The sequence below is a fragment of the Bacillus swezeyi genome (genome assembly GCF_030908325.1).
Taxonomy (GTDB): domain Bacteria; phylum Bacillota; class Bacilli; order Bacillales; family Bacillaceae; genus Bacillus; species Bacillus swezeyi.
The window spans coordinates 2155037-2171509 of the sequence record NZ_CP133085.1 but is presented as its reverse complement, the minus strand read 5'-3'; the positions used below and the strand labels follow the sequence as shown (position 1 = coordinate 2171509).

21 protein-coding genes are annotated in these 16473 nt (G+C 44.1%); 10 read left to right on the top strand and 11 right to left on the bottom strand.

The window, feature by feature from the left end:
- Positions 1-9 precede the first annotated feature (9 nt).
- From narJ to RBH91_RS10940, 3 genes are all read left to right on the top strand, one after another.
- Positions 10-552: a nitrate reductase molybdenum cofactor assembly chaperone gene (narJ, locus tag RBH91_RS10950; RefSeq protein WP_076760954.1), complete on the top strand. Its 543-nt coding sequence runs from the start codon at positions 10-12 to the stop codon at positions 550-552.
- Positions 549-1235 (top strand): respiratory nitrate reductase subunit gamma, encoded by a 687-nt coding sequence (narI, locus tag RBH91_RS10945; RefSeq protein ID WP_076760953.1) that lies wholly within the window; start codon positions 549-551, stop codon positions 1233-1235. The genes narJ and narI overlap by 4 nt, the downstream gene beginning before the upstream one ends.
- 110 nt (positions 1236-1345) lie before the next feature.
- A complete protein-coding gene (locus tag RBH91_RS10940; protein WP_307894553.1) occupies positions 1346-1687 on the top strand; it encodes a transporter in 342 nt (113 codons plus the stop codon).
- A gap of 38 nt (positions 1688-1725) precedes the next feature.
- Here RBH91_RS10940 and RBH91_RS10935 read toward each other — a convergent pair whose 3' ends face one another.
- Positions 1726-3138 (bottom strand): alanine/glycine:cation symporter family protein, encoded by a 1413-nt coding sequence (locus RBH91_RS10935; RefSeq protein ID WP_307894552.1) that lies wholly within the window; start codon positions 3136-3138, stop codon positions 1726-1728.
- Positions 3139-3460: 322 nt separating this feature from the next.
- Between RBH91_RS10935 and RBH91_RS10930 the strand changes: the two genes are divergently transcribed.
- Complete coding sequence (locus RBH91_RS10930) at positions 3461-3805, top strand: hypothetical protein (protein ID WP_307894550.1); 345 nt, start codon at positions 3461-3463, stop codon at positions 3803-3805.
- Between the two features lie 28 nt (positions 3806-3833).
- Positions 3834-3959 (top strand): hypothetical protein, encoded by a 126-nt coding sequence (locus tag RBH91_RS10925; RefSeq protein ID WP_263315928.1) that lies wholly within the window; start codon positions 3834-3836, stop codon positions 3957-3959.
- 44 nt (positions 3960-4003) lie between these two features.
- On the opposite strand, the gene parC is transcribed toward RBH91_RS10925, so the two are convergent.
- The 3 genes from parC to RBH91_RS10910 form a co-directional block, all read right to left on the bottom strand.
- Entirely contained in the window at positions 4004-6427 is a 2424-nt protein-coding gene (parC, locus tag RBH91_RS10920; RefSeq protein WP_307894548.1) for a DNA topoisomerase IV subunit A, read from the bottom strand.
- A gap of 4 nt (positions 6428-6431) precedes the next feature.
- Complete coding sequence (gene parE / locus RBH91_RS10915; protein WP_307894547.1) at positions 6432-8399, bottom strand: DNA topoisomerase IV subunit B; 1968 nt, start codon at positions 8397-8399, stop codon at positions 6432-6434.
- 320 nt (positions 8400-8719) lie between these two features.
- Positions 8720-9133 carry a CoA-binding protein gene (locus tag RBH91_RS10910; protein ID WP_076764116.1) on the bottom strand — a complete coding sequence of 138 codons (414 nt, stop codon included), beginning with the start codon at positions 9131-9133 and terminating at the stop codon, positions 8720-8722.
- 178 nt (positions 9134-9311) lie between these two features.
- On the opposite strand from RBH91_RS10910, the gene plsY reads away from it, so the two are divergent.
- Together plsY and RBH91_RS10900 are read left to right on the top strand one after the other, a co-directional pair.
- Positions 9312-9905, top strand: coding sequence for a glycerol-3-phosphate 1-O-acyltransferase PlsY (gene plsY / locus RBH91_RS10905; RefSeq protein WP_076764118.1), 594 nt, complete (start codon positions 9312-9314; stop codon positions 9903-9905).
- Positions 9906-10025: 120 nt separating this feature from the next.
- On the top strand, positions 10026-10313 hold the full coding sequence (locus RBH91_RS10900; RefSeq protein WP_076764121.1) for a HesB/YadR/YfhF family protein: 288 nt from the start codon (positions 10026-10028) through the stop codon (positions 10311-10313).
- 53 nt (positions 10314-10366) lie between these two features.
- Here the strand turns inward: RBH91_RS10900 and RBH91_RS10895 are convergent, their stop codons facing one another.
- The 7 genes from RBH91_RS10895 to acnA form a co-directional block, all read right to left on the bottom strand.
- Positions 10367-10675 carry a hypothetical protein gene (locus RBH91_RS10895; protein ID WP_076764123.1) on the bottom strand — a complete coding sequence of 103 codons (309 nt, stop codon included), beginning with the start codon at positions 10673-10675 and terminating at the stop codon, positions 10367-10369.
- On the bottom strand, positions 10676-11092 hold the full coding sequence (locus RBH91_RS10890) for a YbgC/FadM family acyl-CoA thioesterase (RefSeq protein ID WP_076764125.1): 417 nt from the start codon (positions 11090-11092) through the stop codon (positions 10676-10678). It lies immediately after the preceding gene.
- A gap of 116 nt (positions 11093-11208) precedes the next feature.
- Positions 11209-11448, bottom strand: coding sequence for a small acid-soluble spore protein Tlp (gene tlp / locus RBH91_RS10885; protein WP_076764127.1), 240 nt, complete (start codon positions 11446-11448; stop codon positions 11209-11211).
- Positions 11449-11472: 24 nt separating this feature from the next.
- Positions 11473-11616, bottom strand: coding sequence for an acid-soluble spore protein N (locus RBH91_RS10880; protein ID WP_006637039.1), 144 nt, complete (start codon positions 11614-11616; stop codon positions 11473-11475).
- A 69-nt stretch (positions 11617-11685) separates the two neighbouring features.
- The gene (locus RBH91_RS10875) at positions 11686-11811 is read right to left on the bottom strand and encodes an FbpB family small basic protein (RefSeq protein WP_076764129.1); all 126 of its coding nucleotides are present in this window, start codon (positions 11809-11811) and stop codon (positions 11686-11688) included.
- Positions 11812-11881: 70 nt separating this feature from the next.
- Positions 11882-12388, bottom strand: coding sequence for a redoxin domain-containing protein (locus tag RBH91_RS10870; protein WP_307894545.1), 507 nt, complete (start codon positions 12386-12388; stop codon positions 11882-11884).
- A gap of 76 nt (positions 12389-12464) precedes the next feature.
- Positions 12465-15191 carry an aconitate hydratase AcnA gene (acnA, locus tag RBH91_RS10865; RefSeq protein WP_307894543.1) on the bottom strand — a complete coding sequence of 909 codons (2727 nt, stop codon included), beginning with the start codon at positions 15189-15191 and terminating at the stop codon, positions 12465-12467.
- A 233-nt stretch (positions 15192-15424) separates the two neighbouring features.
- On the opposite strand from acnA, the gene sspO reads away from it, so the two are divergent.
- The 3 genes from sspO to RBH91_RS10850 all read left to right on the top strand — a co-directional run bounded on the left by sspO (position 15425) and on the right by RBH91_RS10850 (position 16303).
- Complete coding sequence (gene sspO / locus RBH91_RS10860) at positions 15425-15571, top strand: small acid-soluble spore protein SspO (RefSeq protein ID WP_020451603.1); 147 nt, start codon at positions 15425-15427, stop codon at positions 15569-15571.
- A 34-nt stretch (positions 15572-15605) separates the two neighbouring features.
- Complete coding sequence (locus tag RBH91_RS10855) at positions 15606-15752, top strand: small acid-soluble spore protein P (RefSeq protein WP_006637035.1); 147 nt, start codon at positions 15606-15608, stop codon at positions 15750-15752.
- Positions 15753-15931: 179 nt separating this feature from the next.
- Positions 15932-16303 carry an Hsp20/alpha crystallin family protein gene (locus RBH91_RS10850; RefSeq protein WP_307894542.1) on the top strand — a complete coding sequence of 124 codons (372 nt, stop codon included), beginning with the start codon at positions 15932-15934 and terminating at the stop codon, positions 16301-16303.
- The last annotated feature ends 170 nt before the right edge of the window (positions 16304-16473 follow it).

Here is a 16473-nt window from a genome sequence, read left to right as displayed (position 1 = left end):
TGAAGCACAATGGATGCAACAGATAAACAAGCCGTTTTCGCCGCTCTTTCCTACCTCCTCTCCTATCCTGATGAAGATTGGAGAGGAGAATTTTCTGAATGGCAAGACATCATCAGTCACATTCAGCATCAGCCATTGAAGGAGCATTTGCTCGCATTTATGAAAGACTCGGCTGCCTATTCTCCGGAAGAATTGATAGAAACATATGTATACACGTTTGATTTCGGCAAAAAAACGAATCTATATGTCACCTACTTCAACTCCGGTGAACAGCGGGAGCGCGGAATCGAATTATTGCAGCTGAAAGACCTTTATCAGCAATCGGGTTTTGAGCCGACAGACAAGGAGCTTCCCGATTACCTGCCGCTCATGCTCGAATTCGCGGCAGTGGCTGACCATGAACAGGCAGCGGCTGTTTTTCAGAAATATAGAGCGAATCTGGAGGAGCTGAAATTACAGCTTCTTGAAAATAATAGCATTTACACAAGGGTATTGGACGGATTATTCATTGGATTGGAAGAAATCGGTGTTGAAAGGACTGTACAGCCATGAGCGAACAAATCCTATGGGTGATTCTCCCCTACATCGTCATCACGATTTTTATCGGGGGGCATATTTACCGCTATCACCATGATCAGTTTGGCTGGACAGCCAAATCAAGCGAAATGCTCGAAAAGAAGAAACTGGCGCTTGGCAGCAGCCTCTTTCATTGGGGAATCTTTTTTGTCATCGGCGGACACGTGATGGGGATTTTAATACCGGAAAGCTTTTATCAGGCAATCGGCGTCTCAGAGCATGTCTATCATAAAGTCGCCATAGGCTTCGGTCTTCCTGCGGGGATTGCCTCACTGACAGGACTCATCATTCTCGCTTACCGGAGAGTAGCAGATAAACGAATCCGAAAAACGAGCTCTGTCAGCGACCTTGTCACGTTAGCGGCCTTATTGTTCATGATGATAACGGGTCTTGCAGCCACTTTTTTAAACATCGATTCAAAGGGATTCGACTACCGGACAACGATCGGACCGTGGTTCCGCAACATCTTCCTGTTCAAACCGGATGCTTCCCTTATGGCGAGCGTGCCCCTCTGGTTTAAAGTTCACATCGTCATGGGCTATGTGATATTCATCGTCTGGCCGTTTACACGGCTTGTCCATGTCTTCAGCATGCCGCTCAAATATTTGACAAGAAGCTATGTCATTTATCGGAAGCGGGCGCCCCGCAAAAGCATTTAATCTTCTCCCTAAAGCTGTCTTGGCTTTAGGGATTTTTTTCTCTATAGGCAAGCTACCATCTTCTCCGCAAATCATACGATAAAGCAAACGATCAGAAAGGAGCGTTTTTATTGTATCCATACGATTATTTTGGTATATATGATCCGTATCGCCAGCAGTTCCCGCCCGGACCGCCTCCTGGAGCGGGAGGACAGCAGCAGATCTTGCCTCCTCCCCCAAGCCAGTTTCCTCAAGATGACGGCGTTTCGATTTATGCGGTTGACCCGGGAGGAATCAGAAGATGTTTGTTTAAATATACGTACATCCGGTTAAGGAATGGCAGGCGTTTCTGGTTCTATCCGGTTTTTGTCGGGCGCCGTTCAATTGCAGGCTACCGCTGGAGGCCGCGCCAGTACCGCTGGGTCTACTTCGGCATTGACTTGAACGAAATCACTTCTTTCAGCTGTCAATAAAAAAAAGGCGTCATCAAAAGGACGCCTTTTTCTATGCTTTATTTCGACTGCAATGTTTCCTTTTCATCTCCCCAAGCCTCTGTATTTTTCAGACCTTGAATGGAGCTTGCCTTAAAGACCGGGTTCTTCCCTTCTTTGCGCTGAACCGCATAATCTTTCAGCACTTTCGCGGCGATTCCTGAAAGGAGCAGAATCGCAATCAGGTTAATAATCGCCATTACTCCCATGAACAAATCGGCCATGTCCCATACGAGCTGAAAACCGGATACAGATCCGAAAATCACCATTGCGACAACGGCTGTCCGATAAACAGCAAGCGCCGTTTTGCTTTTTTTAATAAATTCAATATTGGTTTCACCATAATAGTAGTTTCCGACGATTGAGCTGAAAGCGAACAGGAAAATCGCCACAGCGACAAATCCAGGCGCCCAGTTTCCGACATGATGCTGCATAGCTGCTTGTGTAATCTGAATGCCGTCAAGCTCTTTTCCTGGTGTTAAATTGAACAAAAGGATCATAAAGGCTGTCGCACTGCAGATCACCATCGTGTCAAAGAATACGCCGAGCGTCTGTATAAAGCCCTGTTTGGCCGGGTGAGACACATTCGCCGTCGCCGCTGCGTTCGGCGCGCTTCCCATTCCGGCTTCATTTGAAAACAAACCGCGCTTCGCACCGATAATAATGAGCGATCCCAATGTACCCCCTGCGATCTGCTCAATGCCAAACGCATCTTTAACAATCATTGAAAAAACAGCCGGCAGCTGCGAAATATTCGTCAATACGACATATAGAGCAAGAGCAAGATAAATGATTGCCATGACGGGAACGATTAATTGCGTTACCGTCACGATCCGTCTTAAGCCGCCGAAAATGATAAATCCGGTTAATACCGCTAAAACGATTCCTACTGTTGTTTGATCAAGATTGAAAGCCCCCTGCATAGAACCGACAATCGTATTGGCTTGTACCGCATTAAAGATCAAACCGAATGTAATCGTAATTAAAACGGCAAAGATGATACCCATCCATCTGGCGCCAAGCGCTTTTTCCATGTAATAAGCCGGGCCGCCGCGAAAATGGTCGCCGTCCTTTACTTTGTAGACTTGAGCCAATGTACTCTCGACAAAGCTTGAGGCCATCCCGACAAGAGCAACGACCCACATCCAAAAGACCGCTCCGGGTCCTCCGGTTGCAACGGCCAGCGCCACACCGGTCAGGTTTCCCGTTCCTACCCGTGAAGCAGCGGAAATAAAGAAAGCCTGCAAAGACGATACGCCTTTACCTTTCTCTTCCTTTTGACCGACGATTCTAAACATCTCAATAAAATAACGAAATTGGACAAATCTCAATTTAAAAGTAAAGTACAGTCCTATGCCTATTAATATATAGACTAAATAAGTCCAAATAAAACCGCTCGGGACGTTGATGATTTCGCTTAAAATTTCTTCCATAGCACCCTCCTGAAACAAACTGATTTTAATGTTAAGTTTCCTAACATGATAGGATTATATCATAATAATGACACAAGCAAAACAAGATAGAATTTTCTGTTTTTTCTTCTTATCGCCTTCTGACGCCCTCACTACTTTAGTCCCATTTCACATTATAACAAAGATTTCGCTGTCATCATACACAAAAAAGCGTTTTCATGAGAGAGTCGGAGAAAAAATAAGAGATTTGTCAATAAATATTATAAAACTGTCACAGAAAAATCATCTTTTATTATATAATAAAATATGCTAAGATGATGAGACATTAAGGGGATGAGATCTAATGAAAAAGACATTGTTACTGCAATTGTCTATGTTCTTTTTAGTCATTGCGAGCCTTCATTCGTTCTCAATGCCCCAGATGCCGGCGAATCATCATATACAAAAAGCCGCTGTTTCAGGTGATGAACTTCATGAGCTGACAGTCGGCAAACATGGTGATGAAAAGGCTAAATCTTTATGGAATTCACTCGGTTTAAGAGCTGAATTCATTCTGCTCTTAATCTTAGCTGCCGCTTCTGCTCAAGTTTACATCCTGAACCGGCGGAAAGAGCATCTGAAGGCATTTATGCTCGCTGTTTTCTATCACTCTTCTTATTTCGATAAAGCGCATGTTTTAAAACCATAACCATATTAAAAACGGGAGGTTTTTAGGCATGTTATATATCATAAGAATGGTGATTATCGGGCTCTTTTCATTGACAGCGTTGAATTTGTTTGTTTTTCAAGGAATTGAAGTCATGCATGCGATTAGTGATCTTTTTAATCGCCAGGACAGCTGAATAAAAAACACCCGCCTTTTCATTTTCGAAAGGCGGGTGTTTTTTTACTCTTGATCATTTTTCAAAAGCCATACATCCGTTACTTCTCCGGCTTCATCTTCATCAATAATAAATGAGCCGTTGCTGTATCGGTCATGCAGTTTGATCTTCTTGATGAGCATCTCTTCTGTGATGCCTTTTTCAGTCTGGATCATGATTTGCGCATGGTATGAGCAGGCAAGCAGCCCGGCGATGCGGTGAGGTTTTTTCTTCAGCTCCCTCAGCATCAGAACGCCTCGTTTTGCCCTTGATGTTTTTTCAAATTCCGTACGGTTCATTCGTTTTACAGATCCTCGCTGCGTGACAAGGACGATCACATCTGATTCTTCTAAAATCTGGCCTGAGGCGACAAAATCGCCGTCTTTTAAATTCACGCCTTTAACACCGGCCGCCCTGGCTCCGACGACGCTGACTTCTTCCTCAGAGAACCATAGGCCATAGCCAGAATGTGTTGCGATAAAAATGTCTTTTGTTCCGTCTGTGACATGTACATCGACCACTTCATCATCGCCTTTTAAATTGAGCGCGACTAAAGCTTTTGAATAGCGCTGTGCTTTATACTGAAGAAGCTGGGATCTTTTCGCCATTCCGTTCTTCGTGAAAAACAGAAGATATTCGGACTCTGTAAATTCCTTGACAGGAATCGCTTTTATAATGGACTCGTCACTGTCAATCGAAATGATGTTCGTAACATGCTGTCCCAGATCTTTCCATCTGATATCCGGCAGCTGGTGGACAGGACAATACACATAGCTTCCTTTATTCGTAAACAGCAGCAACACGTCTGTCGTATTCATCTCCAATTGGCAGAGCAAACGGTCTGTATCCTTCATGCCGAAGTCCTGACCGTTTGAAGCAGCGAATGACCTCTGGCTTGTTCGTTTGATATAGCCGTCTTTTGTGACGGTTACATAAACATCTTCTGAAGCCACCATGACTTCAAGATTGATTTTGATTTCCTCGATTTTCGCTTCGATCACAGACCGCCTCTGGCCTGCATAGGTTTTTTTGAGCTTTTTCAGGTTGTCCTTGATGACCTTCAAAAGCTTCTGATCATTGGACAGGATCGCTTCAAGCTCTTGTATTTTTCGATCAAGCTCTTTTGCCTCTTCCTGCAAAGCCGTAATATCAGTGTTTGTCAATCTGTACAGCTGCAATGAAACAATCGCTTCAGCCTGCGGTTCTGTGAATGCAAATTTGTCGATCAGGTTATTTTTGGCGTCCCGCTTATCGTTTGAAGAGCGGATCGTTGAAATGACTTCATCCAGGATGGACAGCGCCTTTATTAATCCTTCTACAATATGGTGTCTTTCCTTCGCTTTTTTCAGCTCATACTGAGAACGATTGGTGATTACTTCTTTCTGATGCCCGATATAGGCATCTAAAATAGAGGTGAGGTTCATCAGCATCGGTCTTCTGTTATGAATCGCCACCATATTAAAATTATACGGAATTTGCAGATCGGTGTTTTTATATAAGAAATTCAAAATGCCTTGCGCATCTGCTTCTTTTTTGAGTTCAATCACGATTCTGAGACCTGTGCGGTCCGTCTCATCGCGAACTTCGGCAATCCCTTCAACTTTGCGTTCAATCCTGTATTCATCCATTTTTTTGACCAAATTTGCTTTGTTGACCTCAAACGGAATTTCAGTGATGACAATTTGCTGGCGGCCGCCTCTGATCGTTTCAGTCTCGGCTTTACCTCTGATGATGATTTTTCCTTTTCCGGTTTCATAGGCTTTTTTAATGCCTTCTTTCCCCTGGATGATGCCTCCCGTTGGAAAATCGGGGCCTTTCATCAGCTCCATGAGATCATCAACACTGCAGTTCGGCGAATCGATCCGCTTGATGACGGCGTCGATGACTTCTCCTAGATGGTGCGGCGGGATATCTGTCGCATATCCGGCAGAAATCCCCGTCGATCCGTTTACAAGCAGATTCGGAAACATCGCTGGTAGGACGACCGGTTCCTTGCTTGTATCATCAAAGTTCGGAACAAACTCAACCGTCTCTTTATCGATATCGCGCAAAAGCTCTGAAGCGATCGGTGCGAGTCTCGCTTCCGTATAACGCATCGCGGCCGGCGGATCGCCGTCAATGCTGCCGTTGTTTCCGTGCATTTCGATCAAGACGTTGCGGACCTTCCAGTCTTGGCTCATCCTCACCATCGCCTCGTAGACCGAACTGTCCCCGTGCGGGTGATAGTTCCCGATCACATTACCGACCGTTTTTGCGGCTTTGCGGAAGTTTTTATCATGTGTGTTTCCTTCCGCATGCATCGCGTATAAAATCCGCCTCTGCACCGGCTTCAGCCCGTCCCGTGCATCGGGAAGCGCCCGTTCCTGAATGATGTATTTGCTGTATCGGCCGAAACGGTCGCCGATCACGTCTTCCAATGGTAAATCATGATAAATCTCTGGCTGTGCCATTTATTTAAACCTCCTCAGCGACCGATAGGTTCTCGTTTTCTAAAATGTTGCTTTCTTCATCAAGCCCGAAAGCGACATTTTTCTCAATCCATTTTCTTCGCGGTTCAACTTTGTCTCCCATTAATGTCGTGACACGCCGTTCGACGCGGGCCGCATCATCAATTTTAACCCTGACGAGCGTCCTTGATTCCGGATTCATTGTCGTTTCCCAAAGCTGATCCGCGTTCATTTCTCCGAGACCTTTATAGCGCTGTATCGTATATCCTTTTCCGACTTTTTTCAAAACATCGTCCATTTCTTCATCAGACCATGCATATTCGATGATTTCTTTTTTGCCTGATCCTTTGCTCACTTTATAAAGCGGCGGAAGTGCGATAAACACTTTTCCGTGCTCGATCAGCGGCTTCATGTAGCGGTAGAAAAAGGTCAGCAGAAGCACTTGGATATGGGCGCCGTCTGTATCGGCATCCGTCATGATGATCACTTTGTCATAGTTGATGTCTTCGATGTCAAAATCAACGCCGACCCCTCCGCCGATCGCATGAATGATCGTGTTGATTTCTTCATTTTTAAAGATGTCGGCAAGTTTCGCTTTTTCTGTATTGATGACCTTTCCGCGGAGCGGCAGGACGGCCTGGAATTTCCGGTCCCTTCCCTGTTTCGCCGAACCGCCGGCAGAATCCCCCTCAACTAGGTACAATTCGTTTTTGGCCGGGTTTCTCGACTGTGCCGGCGTCAGTTTGCCGCTTAGAGTCGCTTCCGATTTCTTTCTCTTTTTTCCGCTTCTCGCTTCTTCTCTCGCTTTTCGGGCGGCTTCCCTTGCCTGTGAAGCTTTGATTGCCTTTTTAACGAGCAGTGTCGCGGTTTCCCTGTTTTCTTCAAGGAAATAAGCGAGCTTCTCAGAGACGATGGCGTCAACTGCTGATCTAGCTTCGCTTGTTCCGAGCTTGCCTTTTGTCTGTCCTTCAAACTGCAGAAGCTCTTCCGGGATGCGCACAGATACAATCGCTGACAGCCCTTCCCTGATATCAGTGCCCTCTAAGTTTTTGTCCTTTTCTTTTAAAAGGGCAACTTTTCTCGCATACTCATTGAATGCTCTCGTCATCGCCGTTTTGGCGCCGGACTCATGAGTCCCCCCGTCTTTCGTTCTGACATTGTTGACGAAGGACAGAATGTTTTCAGAGTAGCCGTCATTAAATTGAAACGCGAAATCAACTTCGATCCCGTTGTGTTCGCCTTCAAATGAAACCACTTCACAAAAGGCGTCTTTTTCTTCATTCAAATAAGCGACGAAAGCTTCGATCCCATTTTCATAGTAAAACGTTTCTTTCGTTTGATGGCGTTCGTCAATCAATTCAATTTTTAATCCTTTTAATAAAAAGGCTGATTCTCTCAGTCGTTCTGAAAGCGTTTCAAAGTTATAGGTCGTCGTGCTGAACATCTTTCGATCCGGCTTGAAATGAATCAGGGTGCCGGTTTTTTTTGTCGTTCCGATTTTATCAAGGGATGTCACCGGTTTACCGCCGTTTTCAAAACGCTGCTTGTAGACATTGCCATCCCGTTCGATCGTGACCGTCAGCCATTCAGACAAGGCGTTGACAACGGATGCTCCGACTCCATGAAGGCCTCCGCTCGTTTTATAGCCGCCTTGGCCGAACTTACCTCCCGCGTGGAGGACAGTCAAAATAATTTCAGGAGTCGGTTTGCCGAGCTTATGCATTCCTGTAGGCATTCCCCGGCCTCTGTCTTGCACCGATATGCTGTTATCTTTATGTATTTTTACTATAATGTGATCTCCATGGCCCGCCAGGACTTCATCGACGGAATTATCGACGATTTCATAAACGAGATGGTGCAAGCCGCGGCTGTCTGTTGAGCCGATGTACATGCCAGGGCGTTTTCTGACCGCTTCAAGGCCTTCGAGCACCTGTATGGAATCATCATTATAGTCAACCTGCTGTTTTTTAACCAAATGCATAAACCCCTTTCAAAAATCAAACATTGCTTATAAAGAATAATACACACTCTGACATGTAAATCAAAGTGTATCCGCTTCTTTTCTTTAGATCTCATCAAGCATTGTCAGAAAATAGTAAAATCCGTACCGATTTAAGCACAGACGTTATTTTACACGAATGAATCGATACAACACAAGATTGTCTAAATGTATTTGGAAAATCATTCTTAAAAAAACTGTCCATGACTTATTGTATCTGTTTCACAATAAATCGCAAACATATTCTCGCATAAAAAAGACAAAAACCCTTGTTTTTTCAAGGATTTTTGTCTTTTTTATGCCGATTTGGTTAATGCATGGGCCACTTTTATGCACAAATCCATCACCACTGTAAAGCCCTTTTCATGCAGAAGCTGATAAGCATCCTCATTGACGAGCCCCTGCTGCGCCCAAAATACGTCAGCGTCTATATCTAAAAATTCCTTTGCCACATCCAAAAGATGCTCAGATCTTCTAAACACATTGACAATATCGACATGCCCCTCAATATCCTTTAATGAAGCCACAGCCTTTACTCCGAGCACTTCATCGATCGTCGGATTGACCGGGATGATTTCATATCCTGCCTCCTGCATCGCCTTTGATACCATATAAGACGTTCTCTCAGGATTGTCGGAAAGGCCGACCACCGCTATTCGTTTGCTGTTCTCAAGTATGTTTTTGATTTCCTGTTTAGATGGATTTTCCATGCCGCTCACTCCTTTTATGTTCAGTTTACATGAAAACAGACGTGAGAATCAAAATTTTAATATGATTGCAGCGCATTATCTTGTATGATATATACGGTACATAAAAACAAAAGCCCTCATGAAAAGTTCCTCTCATGTTAAAATAAAGAGAGGGGATCATTCAAAAAGGAGAAATGAAATGTTAATTGCTTTATTATTTATTTTAGCCTATCTACTCGGCAGCATTCCGTCTGGCTTAATTGTCGGAAAGGCAGCCAAAGGAATCGATATCAGAGAACACGGCAGCGGCAATCTGGGTGCCACCAACGCATTCCGGATACTTGGCGTAAAGGCGGGCTCAATCGTCATTGCTGCCGATATTTTAAAAGGGACGCTTGCCGCCTTTCTGCCCATTATTCTGCACATCGGCGTTCACCCGCTATTGGCCGGTGTGGCCGCAGTCGTCGGGCACATGTTCCCTGTTTTTGCAAAATTTAAAGGCGGAAAAGCTGTCGCTACCTCTGGAGGCATATTATTGTGCTATCAGCCTCTATTGTTTGTCACGATGATCGCAGTGTTTTTTCTGTTTCTGTATATCACAAAGTATGTATCGCTTTCTTCCATTTTAACCGGCCTGTATACAACGATTTACAGCCTGTTCACAAAAGACATCTTTTTGGTGGCAGTCGTTGTCGTTCTGACGGCGTTTGTCGTATACAGACACAGAACGAACATTAAGCGAATTATCAATAAAACCGAACCTAAAATAAAATGGATGTCAGGCAAAAACTAAAAACTCACACGCAGATGTCCTGAACCCGGAACATTATATTTTCATGAATCGCCCAAATCATTATATACTATGATAGAAAGCAGCATATGTGAAATGAATGATAAAGGAGAGTGCTTGCTCGTGAATTTGAAAATTAATGAAGAGGCGCTTAATTGGTACAAAGATGAGCTTGATTTGAAAAAAGGAGATCAGGTTCGCTTCTTTGTCCGTTATGGCGGATGCAGCAATGTTCAAAAAGGCTTCTCCCTTGGCGTTTCAAAAGATGAGCCTCAGCAAATCGGGGCGAGTGCAGAAGCAGACGGCATCACGTTTTTTGTCGAAGAAAGCGATATTTGGTATTTTGATGGCCATGATTTGCGTGTCACTTACAATGAATCATCTGAAGAACCGGCTTTTGAATATCAGTAAAATAAAAAAAGAACGCGGCCAAAGCGTTCTTTTTTTTGCCTGATTTCATGTCTTTATTTCTGTTCAAGCCGAAACCGTTTGATATGACTAAAGACCTTTTCTTCTTTTAAAATCTCGACTTGCTTTTTCCCCATTAAATCAAAATGGGGAAACTTGCTTCTTTTATGAATCCATTCTTCTTTTAAACCATGCTTTTTTCCCCAAGCTGCAAGCTTTTCAATGTTTTGACAGCCTGCTTTTGTCACGGTTCGGGCATCCGGAAACCTGTCATCGATCCAATAGTGCGTGAGAAATGCAATGTCCCCGTTTAAAACGGCCTGTTTCCATTCCTCCAACTCTTTCCTGTTAATTCCAAAGGCCATTTACTTTTTGGCCTCTTCATACGCCTGATGCCACTTTGGATAAAGCTTCCGAAATTGAAGCGGTTTAAAGCTGTCCTGGTCAACGCAAATATGGGAGGTTGTACCTTTTACAGCCGTTTCTCCGGCGGAATTTAAGATTTCATAACCGTAGACTGTTTTAAATCCATTGTAATCTTCGATCCATGTATGTACCATCGCTGTTTCTCCATAGCGCAGCGGTTTGACGTAGCGGACATTGACATCTACCACAGGCGAAAGCACACCGTCTTTTTCCATTTCAGCGTAGGAAAAACCGAGCTCTTTAATTAAAGCCGTTCGGCCTACCTCCATCCAAATCAGGTAATTTGCATGATAGACAACACCCATTTGATCTGTTTCAGCGTAGCGAACTTCTATTTCTTTTTTTGAAACGTACAAATTCCCTCTACTCCCTTTTACAAAATGTATATTCCATTTTAGCACAAGCCCTAGGCAAAAACACGGCAGGGAGCTTCAGGAGGAAAGACGATGCAAAAAAACCAGGTTGCCCTGGTTTATTGATCATATCCTCTTTTTCTTGCTTCTGCCTCGTCATGAATTTCACTGCGCATTGCTTCAATGCTTTCATTCCGGTGTTCATTTTTTTCCCGGATTTGCTGCTGTTCTGCATCGCTTGCAAATGACAGCTGTTCTTCAGATTCCTCGATGTTTTCGATTGTATTCTGAACCATATCCTGAAGCTTTTCAACGTTGTCAGACCTGTCATCCGGATGATGCTGCTGCTTTTCTGTCAACTGAATCTGCCTCCTTTTCAAATATTATTCGCCTTTTGTCTGCATAATAATCGGTGTTTCTCCTGATTTATCATGCATTTTTTTGCCTTTGTTCCGCTTATATTCAACCGGCTTAGTCCCAAGATGGCTCGGGGCAAATTTCGCTTGTTTGTCATGCTCTCTCGGCATGTCCATCCCTCCTTTTAAGAATTAGGATTCTCAAAAAGAGGCGTAAACATGAATCGATTTTTTCAAAAGTCACTTCAGTTTAAATTTCTCTTCAAGCTTATCCTCAAGCTGATCAAGGAACTCCTGATTGGTCAAAAGTTCTTTCTTATTTTCTGAGACCAGTTCTTCAAATGTACGCCGTTTTGCTTTTTTCATTTCGAATCACCTCCAGCTTGTTTTCATTTTCGCCATTTTTTGGACAATATAAGCAAAAAGCCGGGATTTTTTACAATCCCAGCTTTTCTTCCATATCTTTTTTGGTCATGGTTCCTAAAACGATGTCTTCAATGATGCCGTTTTCATCAATCACATATGTCGTCGGATAAGAAAAAATTTCATACTTTGCATTAATGCCTTCTTGATCGAGAACGATTGGAAAAGTTAGGCCATGCCTTTCGGCGAATGTTTCCACCGCCTGCTGATTTTTCTCAGATGAGGTGAAATTAACGGCTAAAACGGTGATATCTTGATGTTCGTTTTGAAGCTCTTCCATCGCAGGCATTTCGATTTGGCAAGGTTTGCACCATGTCGCCCAAAAATTCAGCAGCACTTTCCTGCCTTTAAAGTCGGACAATGAGACGTCTTTTCCGCTTTTTAGTGATGAAAGCGTAAAATCCGGCGCTTTGTCCCCTTTTTCAATACCGATTTCAGCTTCCTTTTGCACTGCAAAATTCCAGACCGCAACACCGACCAGGAAAAGCAGGAAGGCTGCAGCCAGCATTTTTTTCATCATCGACATCCTCCACATTCAGGAATTATGCTGACAAAAAGAAGAGAAAGCTCTAAGCTGCTCTCTCTTCCTCATCCGGCTACTGTTTCATTTTATTGCGGAGCACCATTTGCAGGATTCCGCCGTGGCGGTAATAATCAATTTCCACTTCACTGTCAAACCGAACAACAGCTTCAAATGATTTCACCGTACCGTCTTCAGCAATCGCTCTTACTTGAACAAGATCGCGAGGGCGAACCGTTTCATTAACGTCCACTTCAATCGTTTCTTTTCCAGTCAATCCGAGCGTTTCAGCGTTTTCTCCTTCTTTAAATTGCAGCGGAAGAACGCCCATTAAGACAAGGTTGCTTCTGTGGATTCTTTCAAAGCTTTCGGCGATGACTGTTTTAATGCCGAGCAGGTTTGTTCCTTTGGCCGCCCAGTCGCGTGAAGATCCCATTCCGTAATCTTTTCCTGCAACGACGATCAGACCTGTGCCTTCTTCCTTGTACTTCATGCAGGCATCATAAATGGACATGACCTCTCCGGTCGGCCAGTAAGTGGTATATCCGCCTTCTGTACCAGGCGCGATCTGGTTTTTGATTCTGATATTGGCGAAGGTTCCTCTCATCATCACTTCATGGTTTCCGCGTCTTGAACCATATGAGTTGAAGTCTCTAGGTGAAACGCCTTTTTCCTGCAGATATTTTCCGGCCGGTGTATCTTTGCCGATCGCTCCCGCCGGAGAAATATGGTCTGTTGTGACAGAATCTCCGAATTTGCCGACAACGCGCAAGCCTTTCAACGGTTCAACCGTACCAGGCTCAACTGACAAGTTCTCAAAGAATGGCGGGTTTTGGATGTAAGTAGACTCTTCATCCCATTTATAAAGGGCTTCATCTGTTGTTTCAATCGCATTCCAGCGTTCATTGTCATCAAATACGCGTTCATATTCTTTTCTGAACAGCTCAGGTGTTACAGTTTGCTTCACGACAGAGTTGATTTCGTCCATCGTCGGCCAAATATCGCTGAAGTAAACGTTTTGTCCGTCTTTATCGACACCGATCGGTTCATTTTTCAAATCAATGTCAACCGTACCTGCCAATGCATACGCGACGACAAGCGGCGGAGACGCCAGGTAATTTCCTTTGACAAGCGGGTGAATCCGGCCTTCAAAGTTGCGGTTTCCGGAAAGGACAGACGTAATCAGCAGATCGTTTTCCGCGACCGCTTTTTCGATTTCCGGAGCGAGCGGGCCGGAGTTTCCGATACAAGTTGTACAGCCGTACCCAACGATGTTAAATCCAAGATCGCGCATGTATGGAAGCAGACCTGAATTGACCAAGTAGCCCGTTACGACTTTAGAACCCGGTGCAAGGGATGTTTTCACGTAATTTGGCACTTTTAAGCCTAATTCCACTGCTTTTTTGGCGACAAGGCCGGCTCCGATCAGGACATACGGATTTGACGTATTCGTACAGCTTGTAATCGCCGCAATGGCAATCGCACCCGTTTTCATGACGGCTTCTTCACCGTTTTCAAGTGTAAACTTGATTTCTTTGTCGGCTTCAGCCGCATCCGCGCCAAATCCCTGGTTTCCGGCAGGGCTGGCCAAATGCTTGTGGAACGTTTCTTTCATATCAGTCAGCGGAATTAAATCCTGAGGACGCTTCGGACCTGAAAGATTCGCTTCAACTGCCGACAAGTCAATTTCAACGACGTCGGTAAATACAGGGTCTTGCTGATCAGGTGTGTAGAACAATCCGTTTTGGCGGCAATATTCTTCCACAACTGCGATTTGCTCTTCATCACGGCCTGTTAGGCGCATGTATTCCAATGCTTCTCCATCTACCGGGAAGAATCCGCAAGTCGCGCCGTACTCCGGAGCCATGTTGGCAATTGTCGCCCTGTCGGCAAGCGGAAGCTCGGCTACACCCGGTCCAAAGAATTCAACAAATTTGCCGACAACGCCTTTTTCACGAAGCACCTGCGTCACTTTCAGCGCAAGGTCTGTCGCTGTTGTTCCGTTTGGCAGCTTTCCGACGAGCTTAGCGCCGATGACTTCAGGTACAGGGAAATAAGAAGGCTGTCCAAGCATTCCTGCTTCAGCTTCAATTCCTCCGACACCCCATCCGAGAACACCGATGCCGTTGATCATCGTTGTATGAGAATCTGTTCCGACGAGTGTATCCGGATATGTGACGATTTCGCCGTCCTCTTCGACAGCATGAACGACATTTGCCAAATACTCAAGGTTAACCTGGTGAACAATTCCCGTAGCAGGAGGAACAGCCTGGTAGTTATTAAACGCTTTCTTTGCCCAGCTTAAAAATTTATAACGCTCTGCGTTTCTTTCAAATTCAAGATCCATATTAATGGTCAATGCATCTTCAGTTCCGGCTTTATCAACCTGTACAGAGTGGTCGATGACAAGGTCAACCGGAATTTCAGGATTAATTTTATCAGGATCTCCGCCGACTGAATCCATCGCTTTTCTTAACGAAGCAAGATCTACAACGGCAGGAACACCGGTGAAATCCTGCAAAATAACACGGGAAGGTTTAAAAGGAACATCAAGGTCTTCTAATTCAGCAGTGCCCCATTTTGCTAAATTTTTAACATGCTCCTCTGTAATGACTCTTCCGTCTACTTGACGAAGCACGGATTCCAGCAGGACTTTAATGGAATAAGGCAGTTTAGACACTTTTCCAATCCCTTGATCCTCTAATGCTTTTAAAGAATAATAGCTGTATGTTTTACCTTGTACAGTAAACGATTTTCTAGATTGAAAAGCGTCTTTTTTTGCGACTTGTTGCTGTTTCGCCATTTCTCCAAAATCCCCCTTTAAAGATCAAGATCATATGCCAGAAAAATCGGCATATTTCACCACAATTTTCTCACAATTTAATCTTAAAACAATTTTAAACATAAGTAAATATCAATGTTTTTATTAAATTCAATAAGCATGGCTTATGTATGCAAAAAAGTTTATTTTACTGGAAATACATTTTTTTATACGAAGCGCTGACAAGGGATATACTACAGTCTGAGGTGATAGCATTGGCAAAACGAAAAGCAAATCATGTGATCAACGGAATGAACAATGCCAAACGCCAAGGAAATGGAGCAGGTTATATCGAAGATGACCAGCACATTCTAACTGAAGCGGAACGCCAAAACAACAAAAAACGCAAAACGAATCAGTAAATCCTTAAATGAGCTGCTAAGGAGGGCGCAAACATTGACAAACAAAAACGATGGCAAAGATATGCGCAAAAACGCGCCGAAGGGAGCTCAGCCGGGTCAGCCTGAACCGCTGAGCGGGAGCAAAAAAGTGAAAAATCGAAACCATACAAGACAAAAACACAACTCACATCACGATATGTAGCTGTTATACGCCTGCGTCAGCCTTGACGCAGGTTATATTATGACGGATTAGCGGGCTCTTTCAACAGCTCGCCCTCACCTCCTGCCGATCATTTGAACGCCGCCAAAAGGAAATCCCTTCACACGTATTCAAAACCGTGCATAGCTTATTGGTAAGGCTAGGTATGGAGGAATGCTTCAATGACAAATGCCAAACGGTTCGATTCCCCGGAATTTGACGAGGAATGGATGAAGCTGCTTTTTGATGATCCTTTTGCCCTGTATGACGAAACAGTACCGATTGATCTGTACGAGACGAGTACCGATTATATAATTGAAGCAGATTTAAACCATTTGAACGCCCAGCATCTTCACATGACATTTTCGGGTCATGATTTTAAGCTTGAAGTCAAAACCGATGAACAGCTTTATGAAAAAACGATGGTGCTTCCTTTTTTTCTGAATGATAAACAAATCGAAACCGAATGCCAAAATAAAATTCTTTCGGTTAAAATAAACAAGGAAGCGAACAAAGATGAAGCTTCTGTTTCTTTCAGTATTCCTTTTTTATAATGTTAAAGAGAGAAACCCGGACAAAAGCTTATGACATAAGCTCCTGCCCGGGTCTTTTTCCGTTCGTTCGTCAAATATCCCCTAGCAATTCTCCATGGCCGAATAGAGAATTGCTATACGATAGATTATGTTCTAGCATCTCTTTTGACTAGATGTTTGCCGCAATTGTT